Consider the following 19950-nt stretch of genomic DNA (forward strand, 5'->3'; position numbering starts at 1 on the left):
TTGGGAGATGAGGGAGATGAGGGAGATGAGGGGAAAAGAGTAACAAACACCCAATTACCAATTACCCATTACCAAATGACAAATGACAAATGACAAATGACAAATGACAAATGACAAACCTCAAACTAATTTCCGAATCTAAAAGCTTTGGTGGTAAAGTCGGCTTTTACTCCCACCTCTCCTCGACTTGTAACGGGGAAATGCGCTTTGCAGTCTATCAACCACCACAGGCGAGTCAACAACCTGTACCAATTCTTTATTTCCTAGCTGGTTTAACTTGCACTGAAGAGAATTTTATTGTTAAAGCTGGGGCGCAGCGTTACGCAGCAGAGTATGGGTTAATGCTAGTTGCGCCAGATACCAGTCCGCGCAATACAGGGATTTCCGGTGAGGATGAGGATTGGGATTTTGGCACAGGTGCAGGTTTTTATGTGGATGCGACAACAGAACCTTGGCGATCGCACTATCAAATGTATAGTTATGTTGTCCAAGAATTACCCGCAATCATTACCGCCAACTTTCCCACCATCGCTCAAAAACAAGGTATTTTCGGTCACTCAATGGGGGGACATGGGGCGCTAGTTTGTGCGCTGCGAAACCCCCATCTTTATAAATCAGTTTCCGCTTTTGCACCCATTACTGCACCGATGCGCTGTCCTTGGGGACAAAAAGCCTTCAGCCGTTATTTAGGAACAAATCAAGAAGATTGGCGTAACTATGATGCTAGTGAATTAATCAAGCTAGGAGCGTATCATAGCCCCATTCTCATTGACCAAGGAACTGCTGATAAATTTTTAGCTGAACAATTGCTACCAGAAGTGTTTCAGCAAAGTTGTCAAGCCGTCAACCAACCCCTCAACTTGCGCTATCAAGAAGGCTATGACCACAGCTACTATTTTATAGCCAGCTTTATCGAAGACCACATTCGCCATCATGCGATCGCTTTGAAGTAAATAAACGAATATATTTTGTGTATGGGGCTTGCAGATAATCATGCCGAAGCCTTACGCCGTAGCCTTGAAATCAGTCAATCTAAAGTCTGCGCTTGGTTGCTGTGCCAGTTTCAGCAAAAGTAGGATTGAATTTTGGTAGTTTGGAGCTTGATGATTAGATACAGTATGATCGCCTGCCAAACACCATCATTCAATCTCAAAACTCAAAGTTTTGCTGGCAAGTCTAAAACATTGCCGCAAAAAACTGAAATTTATTTTCTCAATTGCTAAGGACAAAACAAGCTATCTCGCGTATCCCGTCCTGTAGTGGGATTAGTGCCTTTAGCAACCTTGCATAATTTTTTCTGCTCATCTGGACGCAGCAATACATCAGTAAAATCTGCGCCATCAATAATCGCACCATCAAACTTAGCACTAGCAGCAAAAGCACCTTCTAACACTGCATTTGTCAAATTTGCTTTGATAAGACGAGCTGAATCTAAAGTAGCATTGCTAAGATTTGCTCCTGCAAAATTTGCCGATTCTAAATTAGCTGCGAAGAAGCTAACAGCACTCAAGTCTGAACCAGAAAAGTTGCTCTGTCTGAGATTAGCTTTCGCAAAACTAGAATCTGTTAAATCTCTGTTAGAAAAATCAGCTTCTATCAAAATTTCTTTGTTGTATTCTAGTGCCAAAGCTGTAGGTACAAAACCAATAATTGCGGTAATGGCAACTACTCCCCCCAGCAATACACAGAGTATACTTGTGCAAATCCTAATACTTAATTTTTTATTCATCATATTTTTAACCAATGGCGAACCCTCCTCCATCCCATTATCCCGACATTGGTGACGTAGGTGAAGACCTAGTAGCACAATGGCTGCAATCTACAGGTTGGTTAATTTTGCATCGGCGCTTTTTGTGTCGCTGGGGAGAAATCGATATTATTGCTCAATATCATGACAGTCCCACTCAGAACTCCACCTTGGCATTTATAGAAGTCAAAACTCGTAGCCCTGGTAACTGGGATACAGGGGGAAGAAGCGCCATCACAGCAAAAAAGCAAACAAAACTTTGGCGGACTGCAAAGATATTCTTAGCTCAACACCCAGACAAAGCAGATTACCCTTGTCGGTTTGATGTGGCAATTGTTTATTGCCAAAAAATCCCCAAAAACTTTTATGAAGCGATATCTAACCCTCAAGTCTTAGCTACTTCTGTAGTTGCGGGTTATCAGTTCCAGTTACAAGAATACATTCCCGCCGCTTTCGACTCTGTAATTGATAACGCGTAATTGGTCATCAGCAATAGATATAACATCTAAATTACTAATGACCAATTACTCAATTATTTTCTATCAATGTAACCACTAAAGGCGATTATGCTAATGTTTCGGGACAATAGCCCAATCCCCGAACAAACTGTTGTCGAAATGCTTCAATTTCCTCTCTTTCTGGGCTACCATGAGAAACTATTGCTACTTGGTAGCGACGCATCACGTCTACAGGGCACTGTCCTGCTTCCAAACTCCAAAGTGCCATTTGCACCCGCATTGGTGGTTCGTAGCTGATTCCTAATTCGTTCAGAAAAGCTCGAAAATCACCATCAACCTGGGGTGACACTTGACCTTTTAGTTTTATCCTCACCACCCAACCATCTATTTGATGGATGACGGTAACGAACGAAACAGGCATCTGGGGTCTGCCGTGCAGGTATTGAACGACCCTCAGAGTTAGACTGGCATTTGCCAGGTAATACAAGTATTCCATGTTGGTGCTTGGGATCAAAGCCAATCCTACATTTCTATCTTCGTAATAATTACCAATTCCCGGTAGGGTAGAAGCCCCCGTTTTTGGATAGGGAGGTTTACCCAATTTTCAATTAAGTGTGTCCGTATTACCTAATAGTATCAATCAAAAATTCAGGGAGTAAAATCGAGCCGCGATCGCCTAGAGTTGTGATGAGCAAGGAAAGCTCAAACAGGCTGAATTAAAGGCAGAATAAAATTCAATGGAGCAACAATTAACACCAGCAGCTTTGACCCCAAACTCAAATAATGATGTAGTAAATACGGAATTAGACCGTTCATTATCTGCGTATGATTACGAACTACCACCAGAACTTATCGCCCAGAATCCTGCCATTCCCAGAGATAGCTCGCGGCTACTGGTAGTTAATTCCCGAAGTATACATCATATATTTCGCGACCTGCCACATTTATTAAAAGCAGGTGATTTGTTAGTGATGAATAATACTAGTGTGATTCCAGCACGACTGTATGGACGGAAGGCTACTGGTGCGGAAATTGAGGTGTTATTGTTGGAAGAACGCCAGTATAACTGTTGGTTAGCCTTAGTCAAGCCAGGTAAGCGCTTCAAAGTAGGCTCAAAAATCATTTTTGAACCAAGGGGAGCTTTGAAGCAAGGAAGCAAGGGAGCAGGGGGAGATGAGGAAGTGAATTCCTCTTTATCTCTCACAGCTACAGTTTTAGAAACCGATCCCGCAACTGGGGGACGGCTATTGCAATTTGATGTGCCAGGGGAAGTGCCTTTGGTGCAAATATTAGAAGTATTTGGAGAAGTTCCTTTACCACCCTACATCACAGCCTCCGAAGCGACTGACGAACAGTATCAAACTGTGTATGCCCAACATCCAGGCGCGATCGCAGCGCCAACAGCAGGACTACACTTTACCCCCGAATTACTAGAAAATTTGCGCGATCGCGGCATTAATCAAGCTTTCATCACATTACATGTGGGTGTAGGTACATTTCGCCCTGTAGAAGTAGAAGATGTCACCACCCACCAGATGCATGAAGAATGGATAGAAGTGCCCGCCGCTACAGTAGAGCAAATTCGCGCCACAAAAGCAGCAGGCGGTAGAGTAATTGCGGTAGGTACAACAGCAGTCAGATCCTTAGAAGGAGCGGCTCAATCTGGAGAATTACAACCATTCTGTGGCAAAACAAATCTTTTTATCTATCCCGGCTACCAATGGCGGGTAGTAGATGGTCTAATTACTAATTTTCACCTGCCACGCTCCAGTTTATTAATGCTAGTGAGTGCTTTAATTGGTAGAGAAAGATTGCTCAATCTCTACCAAGAAGCGATCGCTGCTCGATATCGTTTCTATTCCTTCGGTGATGCCATGTTAATTTTGCCATAAGCGAAGAGGCAGGGGAGTAGGGAGATGAGGGGGAGTAGGGAGATGAGGGGGATGAGGTGGATGAGGTGGATGAGGTGGATGAGGTGGATGAGGTGGATGAGGGAGATGAGGGAGGGGAAACACCAAATACTCTATTACCCATTACCCATTACCCATTCCCCATTCCCCATTCCCTATTCCCCATTCCCCAAATACATCACTACCGTAAAATCTTTATTTTTGACTTTTAATTTTTCATGTTGTGGTGGGTACTCTGACTAATAAGGATCTAAGGAACAAGTAGAGGCCTGCCACTCATGTCAGAGAAATATCAACTTCGCCAGTGGTTTCGTAGTTTTTCTCAGTTAGCGCTGCACCGAAGTGCTTATCGGCAGCTGCTCTCAACTTCTGTTGCAATGTTGGTATTGGCTGTACCAACATTGACTAATTTACCAGGAAGCAAGGTTTTAGCCCAGAATGTCGTCAGCCAGAATCTAGAAGCCGCCAGTTTCTTTCAGCAGGGAGTGATGCGTTATCACCGTCAAGACTGGCAAGGTGCCGAATATGCCTTCAGAGAAGCATTGCGCCTAGATTCTAAAATAGGAATGGCTAGGAATTACCTAGGCACCATTTTCCTACAACAAAACCGCTTGGATGTAGCTGTACAAGAGTTTGCAGAGGCAATTAAGATTAATCCTAATTCCAGCCAAGCTTACTACAACTTAGGTCTAGCCTTGCAACGTCAAGGTCAAAGAGAAGCTGCAATTACTGCTTATCGTCAAAGCCTGTTGATAGATCCGACAATCGCAGCAGCAGAATATAATTTAGGCGTAGTATTGTACGAACAAGGGCAAATACCAGAAGCGATCGCAGCTTATCAGCAAGCAATTAATCTGGATACTCACAATAGTAATGCTTACTTTAATTTAGCGATCGCCCAACAACAGCAAGGTCAAATTCAAGAAGCGATCGCTACATACAAACAACTCATAGAACAAGATCCAGACCATGCCGTAGCTTACAGTAACTTGGGTAGCCTGATGGCATTGCAAGGGCAAACGTCAGAGGCGATCGCTGTTTACCAGCAAGCTATTCAACATAATCCTAAAAACGCCTCAGCTTACTATAATTTGGGTGTAGCTTTATACAATCAAGGTAATTTTAAAACTGCTAATAGTGCCTTTAAACGCGCCCACCATGAGTACAATGCTCAAGGGAACATCGCGCAAGCTGAGAAAATGCAAACGTTAATGCAACAAATGGCTCAAATATTAGCGCCTAAACCACCTCAAGTTGCTCAGACAGAGACTCCTGCTGCGCCAGCCGCCGCCATTAATCTATTTCCAGACAATAATTTACAACAAACAAATCAACCTGAAGTTCCTCAAGAAAATTCTCAAGAAAATCCTCAAGAAATTCAAGGTGAACCTGGCTATGTACCAATTTTGGTGCCACCACAACCAACATCAATGAATTCTCATTAATGCGGTTTTTATTTGAGATAAATCCAAATTTTTACCTTAACAAAAGAATAGGTAATACCAATTTTTCACAAACATGATTGTAATTGGTATTACCTGTTAAAAAATAGCTGCCCCATTTTACGTTAAACATTAGAGACTGTTATCCAAATTCAAACAATATCTGCAACTCATTTATATTCAAATACAGTTCAGTTAAGAAAATTAATTGATAACGAAACCAAAAAACTAGTACAACACGGCGTAAATAAAGCTACCGTTTCAAACAGTCAAAAGCCCAGATATATAAATCTTTTGACTTTTGACTTCCGCCTTGCGGTACTAGTTACTCAACAAAAAACAGAACAATAATTTTGGAGGGGGTTTGGGGGACGCAACCGTCACCCAATCGGGGGTTTGGGGGAGAATCCCCCAATTCTTCTGGCTTCTTTAATAAGTGATAAATTAATCGCTAATGAGCTTAACCCAAGCGTATTAATTTATATTCTGTAGGGACACAAACTTTGTGCCCTTATTTTATATATTTATCCTATTACCTCAAAACTTACGTTGATACGTGCTTAAATCAAATATTCTGGTGTTAGGTCTGTCAAAAGTCAAGAGTCCAAAGTCAAAGACTCTTGACCCTTGACCAATGAGCGCGAGATATACAATTTAAATGAGTAACAGCTGATCAATTCACCTTAACTTTGAACCTTATATATCCATAAGAATTAGTCGGACTCCCAGATCCAGTCGCTTTGGGTAAGGTTGTAGGACTTGTCACTACATTAACCATTACTAAACCATTAGTGTTATCTGCGGCTGTCATCGTAGTAAAACTAACGGGTTTTTTACAAATGCTTGGAGGTGTAGTCCCTGGCGCATAAAAGAAACCGCGATCGCCATCAGCAACATTAGTCATGTAAACTGTTGGCACAGTAGGTAAACTAGTGTTGCTATTGGCAAATGCTATCCCCATATCTGCTTGTGGTAAACCACCTGTATCAGCAGTCAGTCCATTAAATGCTGTTCCCAAAAAGGTAGTATTACTAGGAATTAAATCGCAAATTGTGACATTTGTCGCATCTTGAGTACCAGTAGAAAGATAATAAATTGTATACTCTAGCTGATCGCCTGGTTTAATATTGCTGAGATTGATTGCTCCCGGTAAGTAGGTATTCTTGGGAGTAGGCCAGTTAGCATTATCATCATCACTAGCTTGAGAACTAGTTGTATCGTCTACAAACCCTGTGATATTCAAACCATTAATCGCGGTAATTCTTTTCACCAACAGTAAATTCGGAACACCACTTACAGGGGGAACAACTGTAGTTACAGTAGTTGGGTCAATTGTTCCGCCATTTTCTGTTTGATCAATACTATCGCTGGGTATAGTGACATCTGCTGGTAAAGTAGTGCTAGGGTTACTATCAACGTTATCTGTTTTGATACCAATACTAGGCAAGTTACTAGCAGTGGCTATACTTTGATTACTTAAAACTGTATTTGCCGGAGTAGCACTGATAATTTTTACAGGAACATTGATAGTAATAACAGCATTAGCAGGTAATGTATAGGGAGTAGAGGCATCAATTAAATTCGCATTAGGATTGGAACCTGTGTAAGCAGAATTAATAGTAGGTGCTGTTTGACTAACTCCAGCAATTTTCACGTTTACAGAAATCGGATTTGCCCCAGTTCTAGTCACATTAGTATCTAAAAAATCTGTAATTTGGAAATTACTAATTGGTACGTTACTAGTATTTTTATAAACAATTGTCCAGGTTAATTCATCATTAGCAGTAACTACATTATTAGTATCTACATCATTAGTTAATTTGACAGATTTAAATCCTTGAACTTCGGGAATACTGATTTTAGTAGCGTCAACAGATGCTAGCTGAGTTTGTGCTATACTGCCTGTTTCAATTTGAGCGGATACATCACTAGGTAATGTGGAGGTACTATCTACATTATCTGTATTAACTGCGGTGATGCCTGTGCCTGTACCTACAGCTTGGTTAACTTTATCTCCTACTTGATTAGCATTAACTGTCACAGGAATTTTAACAGCTATTACACCCCCAGCGACTAAAGGCACTGTAGTACTGAAAAGATTATTATTGCCGTTACCATTGTAGTTAGTATCAACGGTGGGCGTTGTTTGCCCTACACCACTGACGCTGACAGTTGGTGTTCCGGTTTTTGTAACTCCAGTTGGTAAAGCATCTGCTATTTGAAAATTGGAAGCACTCGCTGTTCCCGAGTTTTTATAAATAATTGTCCATGTGACTGTATCTCCAGGCGTAACACTATTACTTGTATCTGCATCTGTGGTTAATTTCACAGATTTGGAACCTGATACTTGAGGCGCAATAATTGTAAATGTAGTTGGATCAATGCTAGGATTTTGTGTTTGCGTAACGCTACCACTAGGTATGGTTACACCTGTAGGTAATCCGGTAGTAGTGCTATCAACATTATCTGTATTGGTGGCTGAGATATTCCCACCATTAGCTGTTGCTTGATTCGATTTTGTACCAGATGCTCCAGCGTTAATAGTTACAGGAATTGTAACTGTAATAATACCCCCAGCTTTGAAAGTAATTGGGGTTTGTAAAAGACCATTATTGCCAGTGCCATCATAACTACTATTGGCAGTTGGTGCTGTACCTTGAGTATTATTAGTCGTAATATTAATGCTGCCTGATTTTGTTAATCCTGATGGCAATATATCAGTAATTTGGAAGTTACTTACATCAACTGTACCTGTATTGATGTAAGTAACCGTCCATGTAACTGTATCTCCTGTAGTAATGCTACTACTACTATCTAAATCATTTGTCAGTTTTACAGATTTATAACCTGATAAATTTGGCGTTGGTGTAGTAGCAGGAATATTAATAACAGTGGGGTCAATTGTTCCTGTTTGAGTTTGCTTAATACTAGCTGCAGGAACTTCTGTTATTCCTGTGTCGCTATCAACGTTATCTGTATTGATGCCTGCGGTTGTTAAGTTATTACCTTTGCCTGTAGCTTGGTTGGATTTTGTACCTGATACTCCGCTATTAATCGTTACAGGAATATTAACAACTATTGTTCCTCCTGCTTTTAATGTAATTCCAGAAGTAAAGAGGTTAGTATTACTAACACCGTCATAACTACTATTAATTGTCGGAGAAGTTTGCCCCCCACCACTTGCAGTTACAACAGTAGGTGTTCCTGATTTAGTTACCCCTGATGGTAATGTATCAGTAATTTGAAAATTAGGAACATCAACTGTTCCGGTATTTTTATAAATTACTGTCCATGTTACAGTGTCTCCAGGGTCAAGACCTGTTGCACCTTGATCGGTTGTTAATTTAACTGATTTATAACCAACTACAGTAGGAGTTCCCACAATTACAGTTGTGGGATCAATACTAGAATTTTGAGTTTGCAGAATACTGTTAGTTAACGGCGTAACTCCTGTAGGTAACCCTGTCGTAGTATTGTCAATATTGTCTGTTTTTACGCCCACTGTCGGTAAATTTGAGCCATTACCAGTAGGTTGATTGCTGAGAATTGTGCCATTAGGTAATGCTGCATTCACATTCACAGGAATATCAATTGTAATCACTCCACCTGCTTTGAATGTTACGCCAGCAGCAAAGAGATTATTATTACCTGTACCGTTATAACTAGTATTAGCAGATGGTGCTGTTGCTTGTGTAGCATTGACAGTAATATTCGCAGCAGCTAATGCTGTGGATAGTGTTACTCCTGCTGGTAAAGCATCTGTAATTTGGAAGTTGCTAATATCTACCGAACCAGTATTAGCATAGGTAACTCTCCAGGTAAGTTTGTCACCAGAAGTAACGCTATTGGTACTATCATTGTCGGTGGTTAATTGTACTGATTTATAACCAGAAGTATTTGGTGTAGCTGCTAATGCAATAGATTGATTTGCGCTTGCTTCTTGGCGATGATTGGTAGAATCGCCATTAGCAGGATTACCGCTAGCTTCTGCAACTTGACTAACTGTAGGAATGCTGGCATAGCTACTAGGAATCGTTGTCCCATTGGGCAAATCTACTGTATAAACATCAAGATTGCCATTGGCTGTATAAGGTTGGTTTTGGCTGCTGGGATTGGGAGGAACAGGTGTATTTCCTAAAGTTACAGTAATAGAATTATTCACCACTGTTTCTGTAACTTTGACAGCTACTCGCACTTTGACTGTGCCATTTACAGGGATATAACCATTAGTCGTACCTAACAAATTGATTGTATTATCCCCGGTACTGGGAACATTGACGGCAACTGTTGCCTGTGAAGCCGCACCTGTACCATCAGGATCAACAGCAATAATCTGAATACCTTCTAATGTCCCACCTGCAATTGTTGCTGTACCAGGAATAAAAAATTGCGTCGGATCATTACCAGTATTAGTAATGGTGAAGTCAAAATAGACCACATCACCTGTATTAATTCCCGCAATTCCTTGATATGTGCCCGCATTAGTCACATTACTAGGGGCTTCTGTTGGCACACTACTTGAATTAATCGTAATTCCTGCCACTTCTAAAACAGTGACGCTGACAGTGTTAGAAGTCACGGTATTAGTAGTGCCTGATGTCTCTCCTTCAAAACTGCCCGTGGCGCTATTGTCGATAGTAGTCCCCGGAGGAGTCGAATCAGCCAAAACCGTTTTGAGTAAAGGTAAGAAACTGCCACAAATTATGGCAGTGGTTAAAAATAAGCGAGTCGATGCTCGAAGAAAGGAGGTTGACATAGCGATTATCTAGTTTTGGCTGTAAAGTAACTCCCCCTAATGGGCAGAAGGGTTAACTCATATCTGGTATTTCTCCGTATAAACCCTGAGTATGAGAAAAAGAGTGCAATAATAACACGTTATTTATATCGCACTTAGAGGCAAAAGCAAGGATTTTGGGCTTATTACTGAGTAAGTAAATAACATAAGTTTGATTGGCAGTGGATTAATTGACTTTCACGTTAAAGCGGACGAAACCGTAGGAAGCAAAAGGTGTCCCAGCTGCTGTGGCTTTGGGAACGATAGTGCTGGCACCCAAATCTACTACAACTCCACCATTCGTATTGGTAGCTGCACCACAAGGAGGATTGGGTAATGATGTGCCCGCACTATAGAATTGACCGCGATCGCTATCTGCAGTGTTGGTGAGTTGTACTTTACCTGTTCCTGTTGAAGTACTAGGATCAGCCAGTGCTGTATTATCCCAACCAAAAAGAATGCCATTGCCAGAGGCGTAAGTATTTGCTTGGAAAGTGGTATTAGTAGGAATGCGATCGCAGATTTTCACATTCTTGAGGTTATCTGTACCACTGGAAAGAAAGTAAATTGTGTATTCTAGGTTATCTCCTGGTAATACTCCAGAGACTGAGTTACAAGCATTACCAGTATTGCAGGCGATCGCTCCACGCAAATATTTATCTTTATTAGTTGGCCAGCCAGTTGCGTCATCATTGACGGTGGAATCATTAACAAAGGCAGTGGTAATATTTGTGCCATTAATCGCCGTAATTCGTTTAACTAGGCTAAGATTTGGCACAGCACCAATGCTAATTTTATAGTCCTCAACTTCACCATTGGCGATCGCAGTATTGGGAGTAGAGGTTGTGAGAGTGGCGCTATCACTCAAGCGGAAACGAGCATAAGTATCACCCACAGTTAATCCCGTAATCCCTGTCCACTGAATATTGATGTTTTGGGCTGTAGCACTAACTGCGATCGGTTGGATACCTGCTAAACCTGTATTGGAATCATAAGCCACACCTTCACTAGCTGCAAACACACCATCTTTGTTAAAGTCAATCCAACCAACTAAATAAGCCGCCGCCGCCGTATTAGTAACGTTGACTGTAGCAGTGTAAGATGTGGTGCTGGTGTTAATAGCAGGTAAAGTCACACCATCTTCATCATCAGGTGTACCCGTTGTATCATCAGCATTGGCATTAGCATTTTGCAATGTGCCATCATCAGCATCAATATTTGCCCCCATTTTGAGAGTACTAACAATGTTATGACTGGCTCCTCCATTCGCTAAAGTTGTTTGATAGTCGCCTGCACCTGTACCACTAGTAGTATCCGGTGCATCGCCATAATCTATCCCAATAATCGTTACATCTTCTCCCGTACTCGAGGCAGAATTATAACTAGCAGTTGTAGTTCCACCTGCTGTAGTCCGAGTTGGATCGTCATAGGTGGCTGTTGCTGGGTTTTGATAAGTTCCTAAGGCAGTAGCGTTAGGAATATCAACTTTAAAAACAATGGTGACAGACTCAGCTTCCGGAATCTTAAACGTCCCCCAACTGGGATTGGTTGCTGCTGCAGTTGGATTAGTGCTTGTAGGCCGAGTTGCACCACTGCTCATAGTCACTGAAGTAGTCGAAGCATAGGTGAAACCTGTAGGCAGCAAATCGGAAATCACCACATTAGTAGCTGAGGATGTGAGAGCAGCGTTAGATACTGTGATGGTATAAGTCGCTGTCATTGCACCCGTTCCCGGTTTAGTGATTGTGGGAGTGCTGGTGGTTTTAGTTACGGTTAATTTCGGTAAGCACTGAGCACCACTTTTAATTCCTGGGCTATCGTTCGCAGAAATTGGGGCTACTAAACCAGTGCCGCCTTCTGCATAAAAGTTACGCGGATTGGCATTACCTAATAATCCAGTTTGACCACCTGCTCCTCCCGCAAGGCTAGTGACAGTTGCTGCGGCACTCGTACTAATGACAACGCCACCACCACCACCGCCACCAGGGCCATGAGCTTCTCTAAAAGTTGACCAACCGCCATCACCACCAGCAGCATTAACGCTGAGATTACTAATACCTGTTGTACCTGTACTTTTGACATCATAGGCAACAGCATAGACAGTTCCTCCCGCACCGCCACCGCCAGCTCCGTCATTTCCGATGCTTAAACCTTGTACACCTCGAACATCAAAGGTACCACTGCCAGCAATAGTATCAGCCCGAACTAAGGCAACGCCCCCTCCTGCACCACCACTGCTGTAGATACCAGTACCTGATGTTGTATTACTACCATTAAAATCTGCACCATTCGCATAGGTTGGGTCACCAGTATAGGTCGTACCAAGGGTTCTACTAACAGAAGTTGTGGCATTATTGGTTGTACCTGCGCCACCACCTCCGCCCATAAATAGGCGTTCACCATTATTAATTAGTGCTGTGGTAAATGCCTTACCTCCAAAACCGCCCGATGGTACTTGACTATTCCAAGCTCGTCCCCCACGACCGCCATCTCCACCATTGGCACCACCACCCCCACCACTGTTTTCGTCGTTATTTGAGGGTCTGCCATCTGTGCTACCTCCGCCTGCATTGCCAGGCGCACCTCGTCCATAGCTACCATTGGGATATCCTTCGTCAGTATTGGTGATTGTTGTTGGTGCCGTCGGTGGGTTACCATTGGTTGCACTAATGGTACTGGGGTTCAAGTAGTCAAGTACGAATTTAGGTGTACCAGCGATACCTTCTCCCTTGGAACCATTAAAACCATTTGTACTGATAGAGCGATAGTCTGTATTCGCACCACCGCTTCCTCCTGTTAATTGACGACCTGCTCCGGGACGAAACCCTTTACCCCGCAGATCGACAATAGTACCACCACCCAAAGTCATTTTGCCTGCTACATCTATAGCAAAAACTCCACCAACAGTTCCATCCCAAGGTAAAGCAGTCACGCCCGTATTCAAGGTAACGCTAGAGTATTGAGGTACTCGAATAATCTGGTAACTACGTCTACCTGCTGTACTCGTGGCTGAAGCGGAGCGATATGTATAGTTCAGTCCTTTACTAGCTCCAGTCCCCTTAATCCCAATTGTTGACCCCGACACACTAGTAACTGTAATAAATTCATAATGTCCGGCATTATTAATTACTGTAAAGCCACTGGCTCCTGTAGAAGGGGGAGTATCAGTAGCCACTGTAGGCGGTGTTGGCTCAGGACTACTATAGGCTGGCACATCTCCGCTAGTACCATTTCCGTAGCTAGCTGTGTTGCTGGAGTCAATGTCAGCATCTTGCATCTGAATAATCATCAGCAAATCCCCAACTGCAATATTGGGGGCTGAAGTAGGCAATTTGGTTCCTACGGTAATCGAAGTTGCGCCACTATTGACGGTTCCAGAATTAGCAGCGAAATAGGAATTGACAATACCGTTGATGGTGCCAAAACCATCTTTTCCGGGTGTGGCACAAGGGTCATTTCCCGCAGCGAGAACGATGTCGTTGTGATAATTGAGCGGACTGATAAATAGGATGAGGCTTAGAAAGCCAATTATAAAATTTCGGTATAATTTAGTACTTATTTGATTGTGTAAAATCATCACTACGGTGACTATAATAATTGCTGCTGCAAGTAAGATTATATTTAACATTTCTTGCCCTCATCAATGTAAAATTTGATATCTAGAGCAATTTGGTGCGTAACTTGTTTCACCCTCCTAATTTTCTTTTTTTATTTGCTTTTATGGTGTGTGAGTTGTTTGATTTTAAGGTTAAATTACTTAAAAAAATACGTATATATTTCGTCATATTCTTAACTTTCCTGGTACTTGAGATTCTTTTTCTTGGAATGGGGTAACTTTTTGCTGCCCAAAACCATCAAATAATTCGTTGAGCTTCAGTGTGATACCTAAATATGGCCCTCCTGCAGAGCGAGTACCAGAAAAATCTCGATCATCAACTCGGCCAAAAACATATCCAGCAGCAAGCCGCAAATTAGGGCTGAGATAATAGCCAGCTTCGATGACAAAGCCTGTTTCTGTATAGGTAGATTGATTAATCACACGGGCTTCACCAACCAAATCCATGCTGTACCCTAAGCGATAAGTAGCGCGGAATTGGGCCAGGTTGACTGTAGTAGTACCAACTAAATCACTGGCTAGGTAAGAGGTACTATTACGTAAAGCATATTTGCCATAAAATTCCCATTGCCAATTGGGAGCATAGATAGCCTCTAAAGCAAAAGTATGATCTTCGGAACCTGTACCACTACCTAACAAAATAGTGTCCGGGATAGTTGCGGGATTTTGACGGTATTCATAACGCAACAAAGCGTTAAATTTATCGCTACGGGGGTCACGGTAGGCTAAACCCACCTTCAGGTTGACTGTATCTCCTAATCCTGTAAGTTTTTGATTAGAAGAGTTTGCCTGTTGATAACGTACTAAAGCTGTCAGCGACGGAGAAATCTTACCAGTTGCAGCCGCTGAAATTACAGTATTGGAACCACCGGCGGAACTACGATACTCATAACGGGCGCTGGCTTGAAATTGAGGATTATCAGAGTATTCCAGCCCAACACTGTAGCTATCACCACCATTAAACCCAATAGCAGAAGCACTTTGACCAGAAGCAAAAGGTTGGCTAAATTGCTGACCCGCCCCAGTCTTTTGGAAGAAGCTGCCAAATACATGTTCGTAAGCCAGATTTAACCGCAAACCAGGCGCAATAGACCAACGGTTATTCAAACCTATGGCTCCTTGGGTAGTGATTTCATTAGCACCACCCAAAATTGAGTAACGACCAGTCAAGGTGGTATCAGTACCAAGCTTGTGTTCGCCATTCACACTGAGGCTAGTAATAGAATTACCGGACAATTGACCGCTACTGTAAAACTGTTGGGCAAGACTGATATTAATACCAGGGATGACAGCCCAGTTGAGTCCAAAAATAGTCCGGTCTGGGTAAACAGTATCCTTGGTTGAAGATAAAGTCAGTTCATTTTGTGCTTGGAAAGTCAGGTTACTCGCTAAGGGAACTGTCAAACGCGATCGCAATTGATCGGAATTACTACTGAGCGCATTTGCAGGAATCCGATCTTCCCGGTTGCGATGAATCCAATCTAAATCAACAGTGGTGCTACCAAAACGTTGTTGAATTCCAGCGGAAATTGTCGTTAGGGAATTATTTACTTGACTACCAGGAACAGCTTGAGAACGTGGTGAAAACAGTTCTTCAAATGTATCTAGGGGTTGAGGTGCAATGCCAAAATTATCTTCGTGGTCATATTGCAGTCGGATATTGGTAGTTGCAGAAACTTGACCTGTTAATTGTGCGCCATAACGAGTTTGACCCGGGACAAAGCTGATGGTGGCATTATTGGCAAAACCCGTCCCAGCATAACGATAATAGGCACGACCTTGGATACCTTTAAAAATTTGTCCTTCAGCTTCTAAGCGGTAAGCTTCACCACTAACCTTACCCATAACATCAGAATTATTGGTGGAATGAGCATATTCTGCTATTAACTTGCTGTTACCACCTAAAGCAATCATGGCATCAGCGCCATATAATTCAAAGCCGCGCACCCCTTGGTTTTCTCTGACGTAGGTTGCAGCTAACCAACTTTCCTGATTGACAGCGCGAGAGAAGTTGTATTGTAAGCGACCTGCATAAATATCACTATTAGAATCTTGAGTGTCATATTGATAGCTGACAATAATCCGCCGGACTAAAACTTGTCCATCTTGATCAACATCAGTGCGGAGAATTGGTTCGCGGAATAATAGAGTTCCGCGATCGTAATCAATTTCGTAGTCTGAACCTCGGTCTAGTTGTTTACGTTGTAGTACTGTCCCCGGACGGTTGAGTTCTTCTAACTCCAAAAATACATTTTCACTACCAGGAACTAAGATGCGGCGAGACAGAAAATAATAACCACTAGTCCCATCAGGAGCGATCGCATCTCGTTGGAAACCTTGGAGGTTATTGCCATAGAATGCTGTAAATTGAAGATTTCCTAGGTTGTAGTTGGCTTTAAAACCGTGTAGTTGACGGGTAGTGGCGGTATACTGCTGCGATGCTCGAGCAAATTCCTCTGTATTGTAGTCACCCCACATAAAATAATCGGGAGTAGTCCCTGGGATACCAGATGAATGCTCGAAACGTACATACACGCTGTCAATGGAAGGCGTGACAACGGTAGATGTGGAACTATCCCCATAGACAGGATAGTTTTGCTCGCTGAATTGGTTACTACGAAATAGACGGTTATCACAGTTGCAGTCCTCGTTGAGGTTGCGAGAACTGTTGTAAGCACCAGTAAATAACCAATCACCAATCGCACCAGTGGCAAATATTGCGGAGTGGAAATCTAATTGAGTTCTGTTATCTCTGTCTGGACGGAGAAAATCACGAAAACTGCCATAATAATCTGTACCTCTAGCACCTAAACGCAAATCGACTACACCAGTAAGCAGACTAGGACGTAACGCTGTTTCAAATTGCAGTTGGGTAAAGGCTTCTAGATCATTCACCTTGGCCAGAATTCTGACAGTTTGGGCTTTCAGATTAGAACGCAGCGTAGCTGTAAATTGTCCTCCCTTCGCCTCCACTTGAAATCCAGGTTGGTCAGGCTTGAAATCTTGACCAACAAAATCCCCAGCCGTAGGTATTAAAGTGATGACAGCATCTTGATTAGAGCGATTGCCATTTTCATCGATTAATTGACCCTTTACTGTGGCTGTTGTACGTCCATCAGCAGGAATCCGAGATTCTACTGTTTCTAATGTGAGTTGTTTTGGCGTGCCTCTAATTACTACTTGCACTGTCGCTGGCGGTTCTGTACTACCTAAGATTTGTGCAGAAATAGTGTTTTTTCCTGATTGTAACGAGACTCCATACCATGTCTGCGTTACTAGGTTAGTAGTACTATCACTTTCTGTTCGTCCAACTAAAGAAGAATCTACCAGCGTTCCATTTACCCGCAGTTCCACTTGACTCCCAGCCGGAAATTGTACACTCACCGTAGTTGCTGGAGCATCTAAAACACTGTCAGCTGTTGGGGTTAGGATTTTCACTCCTGTGGAAATGGGGGAAGTATTAGGAGATGGCGAATTAGAATCTATACTCTCTTTGATTCCCTCTGCAATTTTAGATAAGCCTCTAGGTAATGTGGTCTCAACTGTTGGTTGAAAGGTTGGGATTTCTGTTGTTGCTACCGTACTATCACTAAAAGCATCAGCAGTAATTTTAGATAAACCTCTAGGTAATGTGGTCTCAACTGCTGGTTGAAAGGTTGGGATTTCTGTTGTTGCTACCGTACTATCACTAGAAGCATCAGCCGCAATTTTAGATAAGCCTCTAGGTAATGTGGTCTCAACTGCTGGTTGAAAGGTTGGGATTTCTGTTATTGCTGCCGTAGTACTACTAGAAACATCAGCAGCAATTTTAGATAAGCCTCTGGGTAATGTGGTCTCAACTGTTGGTTGAAAGGTTGGGATTTCTGTTGTTGCTGACGTAGTACTACTAGAAACATCAGCAGCAATTTTAGATAAGCCTCTGGGTAATGTGGTCTCAACTGTTGGTTGAAAGGTTGGGATTTCTGTTGTTGCTGACGTAGTACTACTAGAAACATCAGCAGCAATTTTAGATAAGCCTCTGGGTAATGTGGTCTCAACTGTTGGTTGAAAGGGTTGTATTAGTGAAGAAGGCTGTATTTCTTTCTCAATTTCAGTTGTAGCTATTGTGTCGTATTGATCGCTAAATTCGGTATCAAATGTTGAAGAATCAAAATTGATAGATGAACTCTCAATCAAGCTAGCTGTTGTAAGTTGCTGTTGATTTTTCGCAAAAATATCAGCTGAATTTACATCGATTATTGTATCAGGAACCTTGCTCTCTGGTTCTTCTGAACTGACTGTAATTTGTTCAACCTTCTCCGCCTGTAAAGCAGAATTGAAGTTGTCATTAACCTCAACCGCAAGCTGTGAATTATCAGTAGTTTCCCCATGAGCAACAACTGGGTACAAAATTATACTCAAGGCTCCTGCCATAGCCCCGATCAAGCTGAGGTTGAAAGTAGTTGTATGGTGGAGTCTGGGTTTCATTTCTTAATTTGCTCCGGGAAGGCTGGGGTGACGGCGAAATTCATACGTACTAGCCCACCAGGTTCTAAACGCACTAAGCGAGATTGACTATTACGTTCGCGGAATTTCTCATTAGGAGCTAGAGTGTAACCATTGACGCTGCTAAGGTCTAATACACCTGTATGGTTTCCTGGTAAAACATTAGCTACGGAGAACAGTCCATTGGGGTCTGTAGTGATACGGTTACCATCCTCCAAGAAAATCACAGCATTAGGGATTCCTCGCTCACCAGGTTGTTGTTCACCGTCAAAGTTTTTGTCAACAAACACACGACCGATGATTGTCCCACAATCCGAAACAATTCCGGGACGAATTTTTAATTGGTAAGTGGCTGGCCCATCCTTAGTACTGAAACCGTTATCAGTTCTTTGTGCATTCACAATTGCACTGTTGCGACCCGTCCCGCGCACTGCATCAGTGGTAAGTTGCACCGCATAAACAATATTCAGTGTTTTTCCGACGCTAGCAGTAACATCTGCGCTTAATGTAATAATGTTGCCATTGGTTTTTGAAGTGATGGCGACTGGTTGAGAGTCTATTTCACCACGGATTGATTGTGGTAAAAATTTAAATCCTAGCGGTAAGTTATCGGTAATTACCAGATTATTTAAACCAGCATCTGATAAATTCTTGATTGTCAGGCGGTAAATAACTGTATCCCCAGGTTCAGCAGTAGCGCGATCGCTTGTTTTGATAATCTGTACTTGATTGGGTTGACACATCCCTGTGGTGAATCGAAATGCTAATAAATCAAGTCCTACGGTTTCTGCATTTGGGACAAGGGCTACTGTGTCTGTAAAATTAGTACCACCTGTAGTGGTAATTGGTTGACCATCCAGGGAAGTAGCAACATATTTAATGATGCTGTTATTGTCATCCCCATTGTTTTCCACAATTTGAATCTTGATACGTCGTTGTTGGTAAATTGAATTTGCAGGTGGATTGATGACTAAAATATAAGTGCTACCTGTATTTGTTTGTCCTTGATTTGGATCTAATAAAAAGTTATAAGTACCTCTTGGTTCGCTATTAGTCAGAAAGTAGGGATTACTATTTTCAGTATTTGGTTTTAATCCACCAGGTATCTGATTGTCAGCAATATCAGGAAATTCTGTTCGCGTTAGTGGTAATAATTGCCCTAATTCTGTTCCTGTTGGATCGTTGGGATTGAGTTCATAGACAGCAATAGAAAATCCAGTGTAATCAGGTAATAATTCCCCACTACAGCCTAAAATTCTGCCTAATGGGTCAACTAATTTATCAGAGCCAAGGTTGATCTGAGAAGAAGTTGCTTCATATTTGTCATTAGTAGCTGTATCTGTATAAGTATATTGAGCTTGATTAATAAATGCTGGACGCACAGTTTGGTTTTCAGCTTCTTGTGCTCTTACTGGTAAAGAACCATGCAAGATATTGCTAACAAGAAGTGTTGCAGTTAATTTCTGCAACAATCTACTATTAGGAGTGAAATGCTTTTGGATTTGGGGAAATAGCACT

11 protein-coding genes are annotated in these 19950 nt (G+C 42.2%); 5 read left to right on the forward strand and 6 right to left on the reverse strand.

All coding sequences use genetic code 11. From position 1 onward, the window contains the following. Positions 1-110 precede the first annotated feature (110 nt). A complete protein-coding gene (fghA, locus tag HGR01_RS32890; protein WP_045868083.1) occupies positions 111-953 on the forward strand; it encodes an S-formylglutathione hydrolase in 843 nt (280 codons plus the stop codon). 266 nt (positions 954-1219) lie between these two features. On the opposite strand, the gene HGR01_RS32895 is transcribed toward fghA, so the two are convergent. Next, entirely contained in the window at positions 1220-1729 is a 510-nt protein-coding gene (locus HGR01_RS32895; RefSeq protein WP_045868082.1) for a pentapeptide repeat-containing protein, read from the reverse strand. 14 nt (positions 1730-1743) lie between these two features. Here HGR01_RS32895 and HGR01_RS32900 point away from each other — a divergent pair, with 14 nt between their 5' ends. Next, a complete protein-coding gene (locus HGR01_RS32900; protein WP_045868081.1) occupies positions 1744-2226 on the forward strand; it encodes a YraN family protein in 483 nt (160 codons plus the stop codon). Positions 2227-2311: 85 nt separating this feature from the next. On the opposite strand, the gene HGR01_RS32905 is transcribed toward HGR01_RS32900, so the two are convergent. After that, positions 2312-2701, reverse strand: coding sequence for a hypothetical protein (locus HGR01_RS32905; protein WP_045868874.1), 390 nt, complete (start codon positions 2699-2701; stop codon positions 2312-2314). Positions 2702-2942: 241 nt separating this feature from the next. Here HGR01_RS32905 and queA point away from each other — a divergent pair, with 241 nt between their 5' ends. From queA to HGR01_RS32920, 3 genes are all read left to right on the forward strand, one after another. Beyond that, entirely contained in the window at positions 2943-4097 is a 1155-nt protein-coding gene (gene queA, locus HGR01_RS32910) for a tRNA preQ1(34) S-adenosylmethionine ribosyltransferase-isomerase QueA (protein ID WP_045868080.1), read from the forward strand. Positions 4098-4153: 56 nt separating this feature from the next. Continuing rightward, positions 4154-4327, forward strand: a complete 174-nt coding sequence (locus HGR01_RS32915) for a hypothetical protein (RefSeq protein WP_168160916.1) — start codon at positions 4154-4156, stop codon at positions 4325-4327. 66 nt (positions 4328-4393) lie between these two features. After that, the gene (locus HGR01_RS32920) at positions 4394-5560 is read left to right on the forward strand and encodes a tetratricopeptide repeat protein (RefSeq protein WP_071989340.1); all 1167 of its coding nucleotides are present in this window, start codon (positions 4394-4396) and stop codon (positions 5558-5560) included. 670 nt (positions 5561-6230) lie between these two features. Here HGR01_RS32920 and HGR01_RS32925 read toward each other — a convergent pair. From HGR01_RS32925 to HGR01_RS32940, 4 genes are all read right to left on the reverse strand, one after another. Continuing rightward, on the reverse strand, positions 6231-10313 hold the full coding sequence (locus HGR01_RS32925; protein ID WP_045868079.1) for a beta strand repeat-containing protein: 4083 nt from the start codon (positions 10311-10313) through the stop codon (positions 6231-6233). A 205-nt stretch (positions 10314-10518) separates the two neighbouring features. Next, on the reverse strand, positions 10519-13959 hold the full coding sequence (locus HGR01_RS32930) for a beta strand repeat-containing protein (protein WP_052335061.1): 3441 nt from the start codon (positions 13957-13959) through the stop codon (positions 10519-10521). Positions 13960-14112: 153 nt separating this feature from the next. Next, positions 14113-18360 carry a TonB-dependent receptor gene (locus HGR01_RS32935; RefSeq protein ID WP_264264484.1) on the reverse strand — a complete coding sequence of 1416 codons (4248 nt, stop codon included), beginning with the start codon at positions 18358-18360 and terminating at the stop codon, positions 14113-14115. A gap of 50 nt (positions 18361-18410) precedes the next feature. Further along, on the reverse strand, positions 18411-19949 hold the full coding sequence (locus HGR01_RS32940) for an isopeptide-forming domain-containing fimbrial protein (RefSeq protein WP_263419965.1): 1539 nt from the start codon (positions 19947-19949) through the stop codon (positions 18411-18413). Position 19950: the final 1 nt, after the last annotated feature.

It is taken from the genome of Tolypothrix sp. PCC 7712, assembly GCF_025860405.1.
In the GTDB taxonomy this organism is placed as follows: domain Bacteria; phylum Cyanobacteriota; class Cyanobacteriia; order Cyanobacteriales; family Nostocaceae; genus Aulosira; species Aulosira diplosiphon.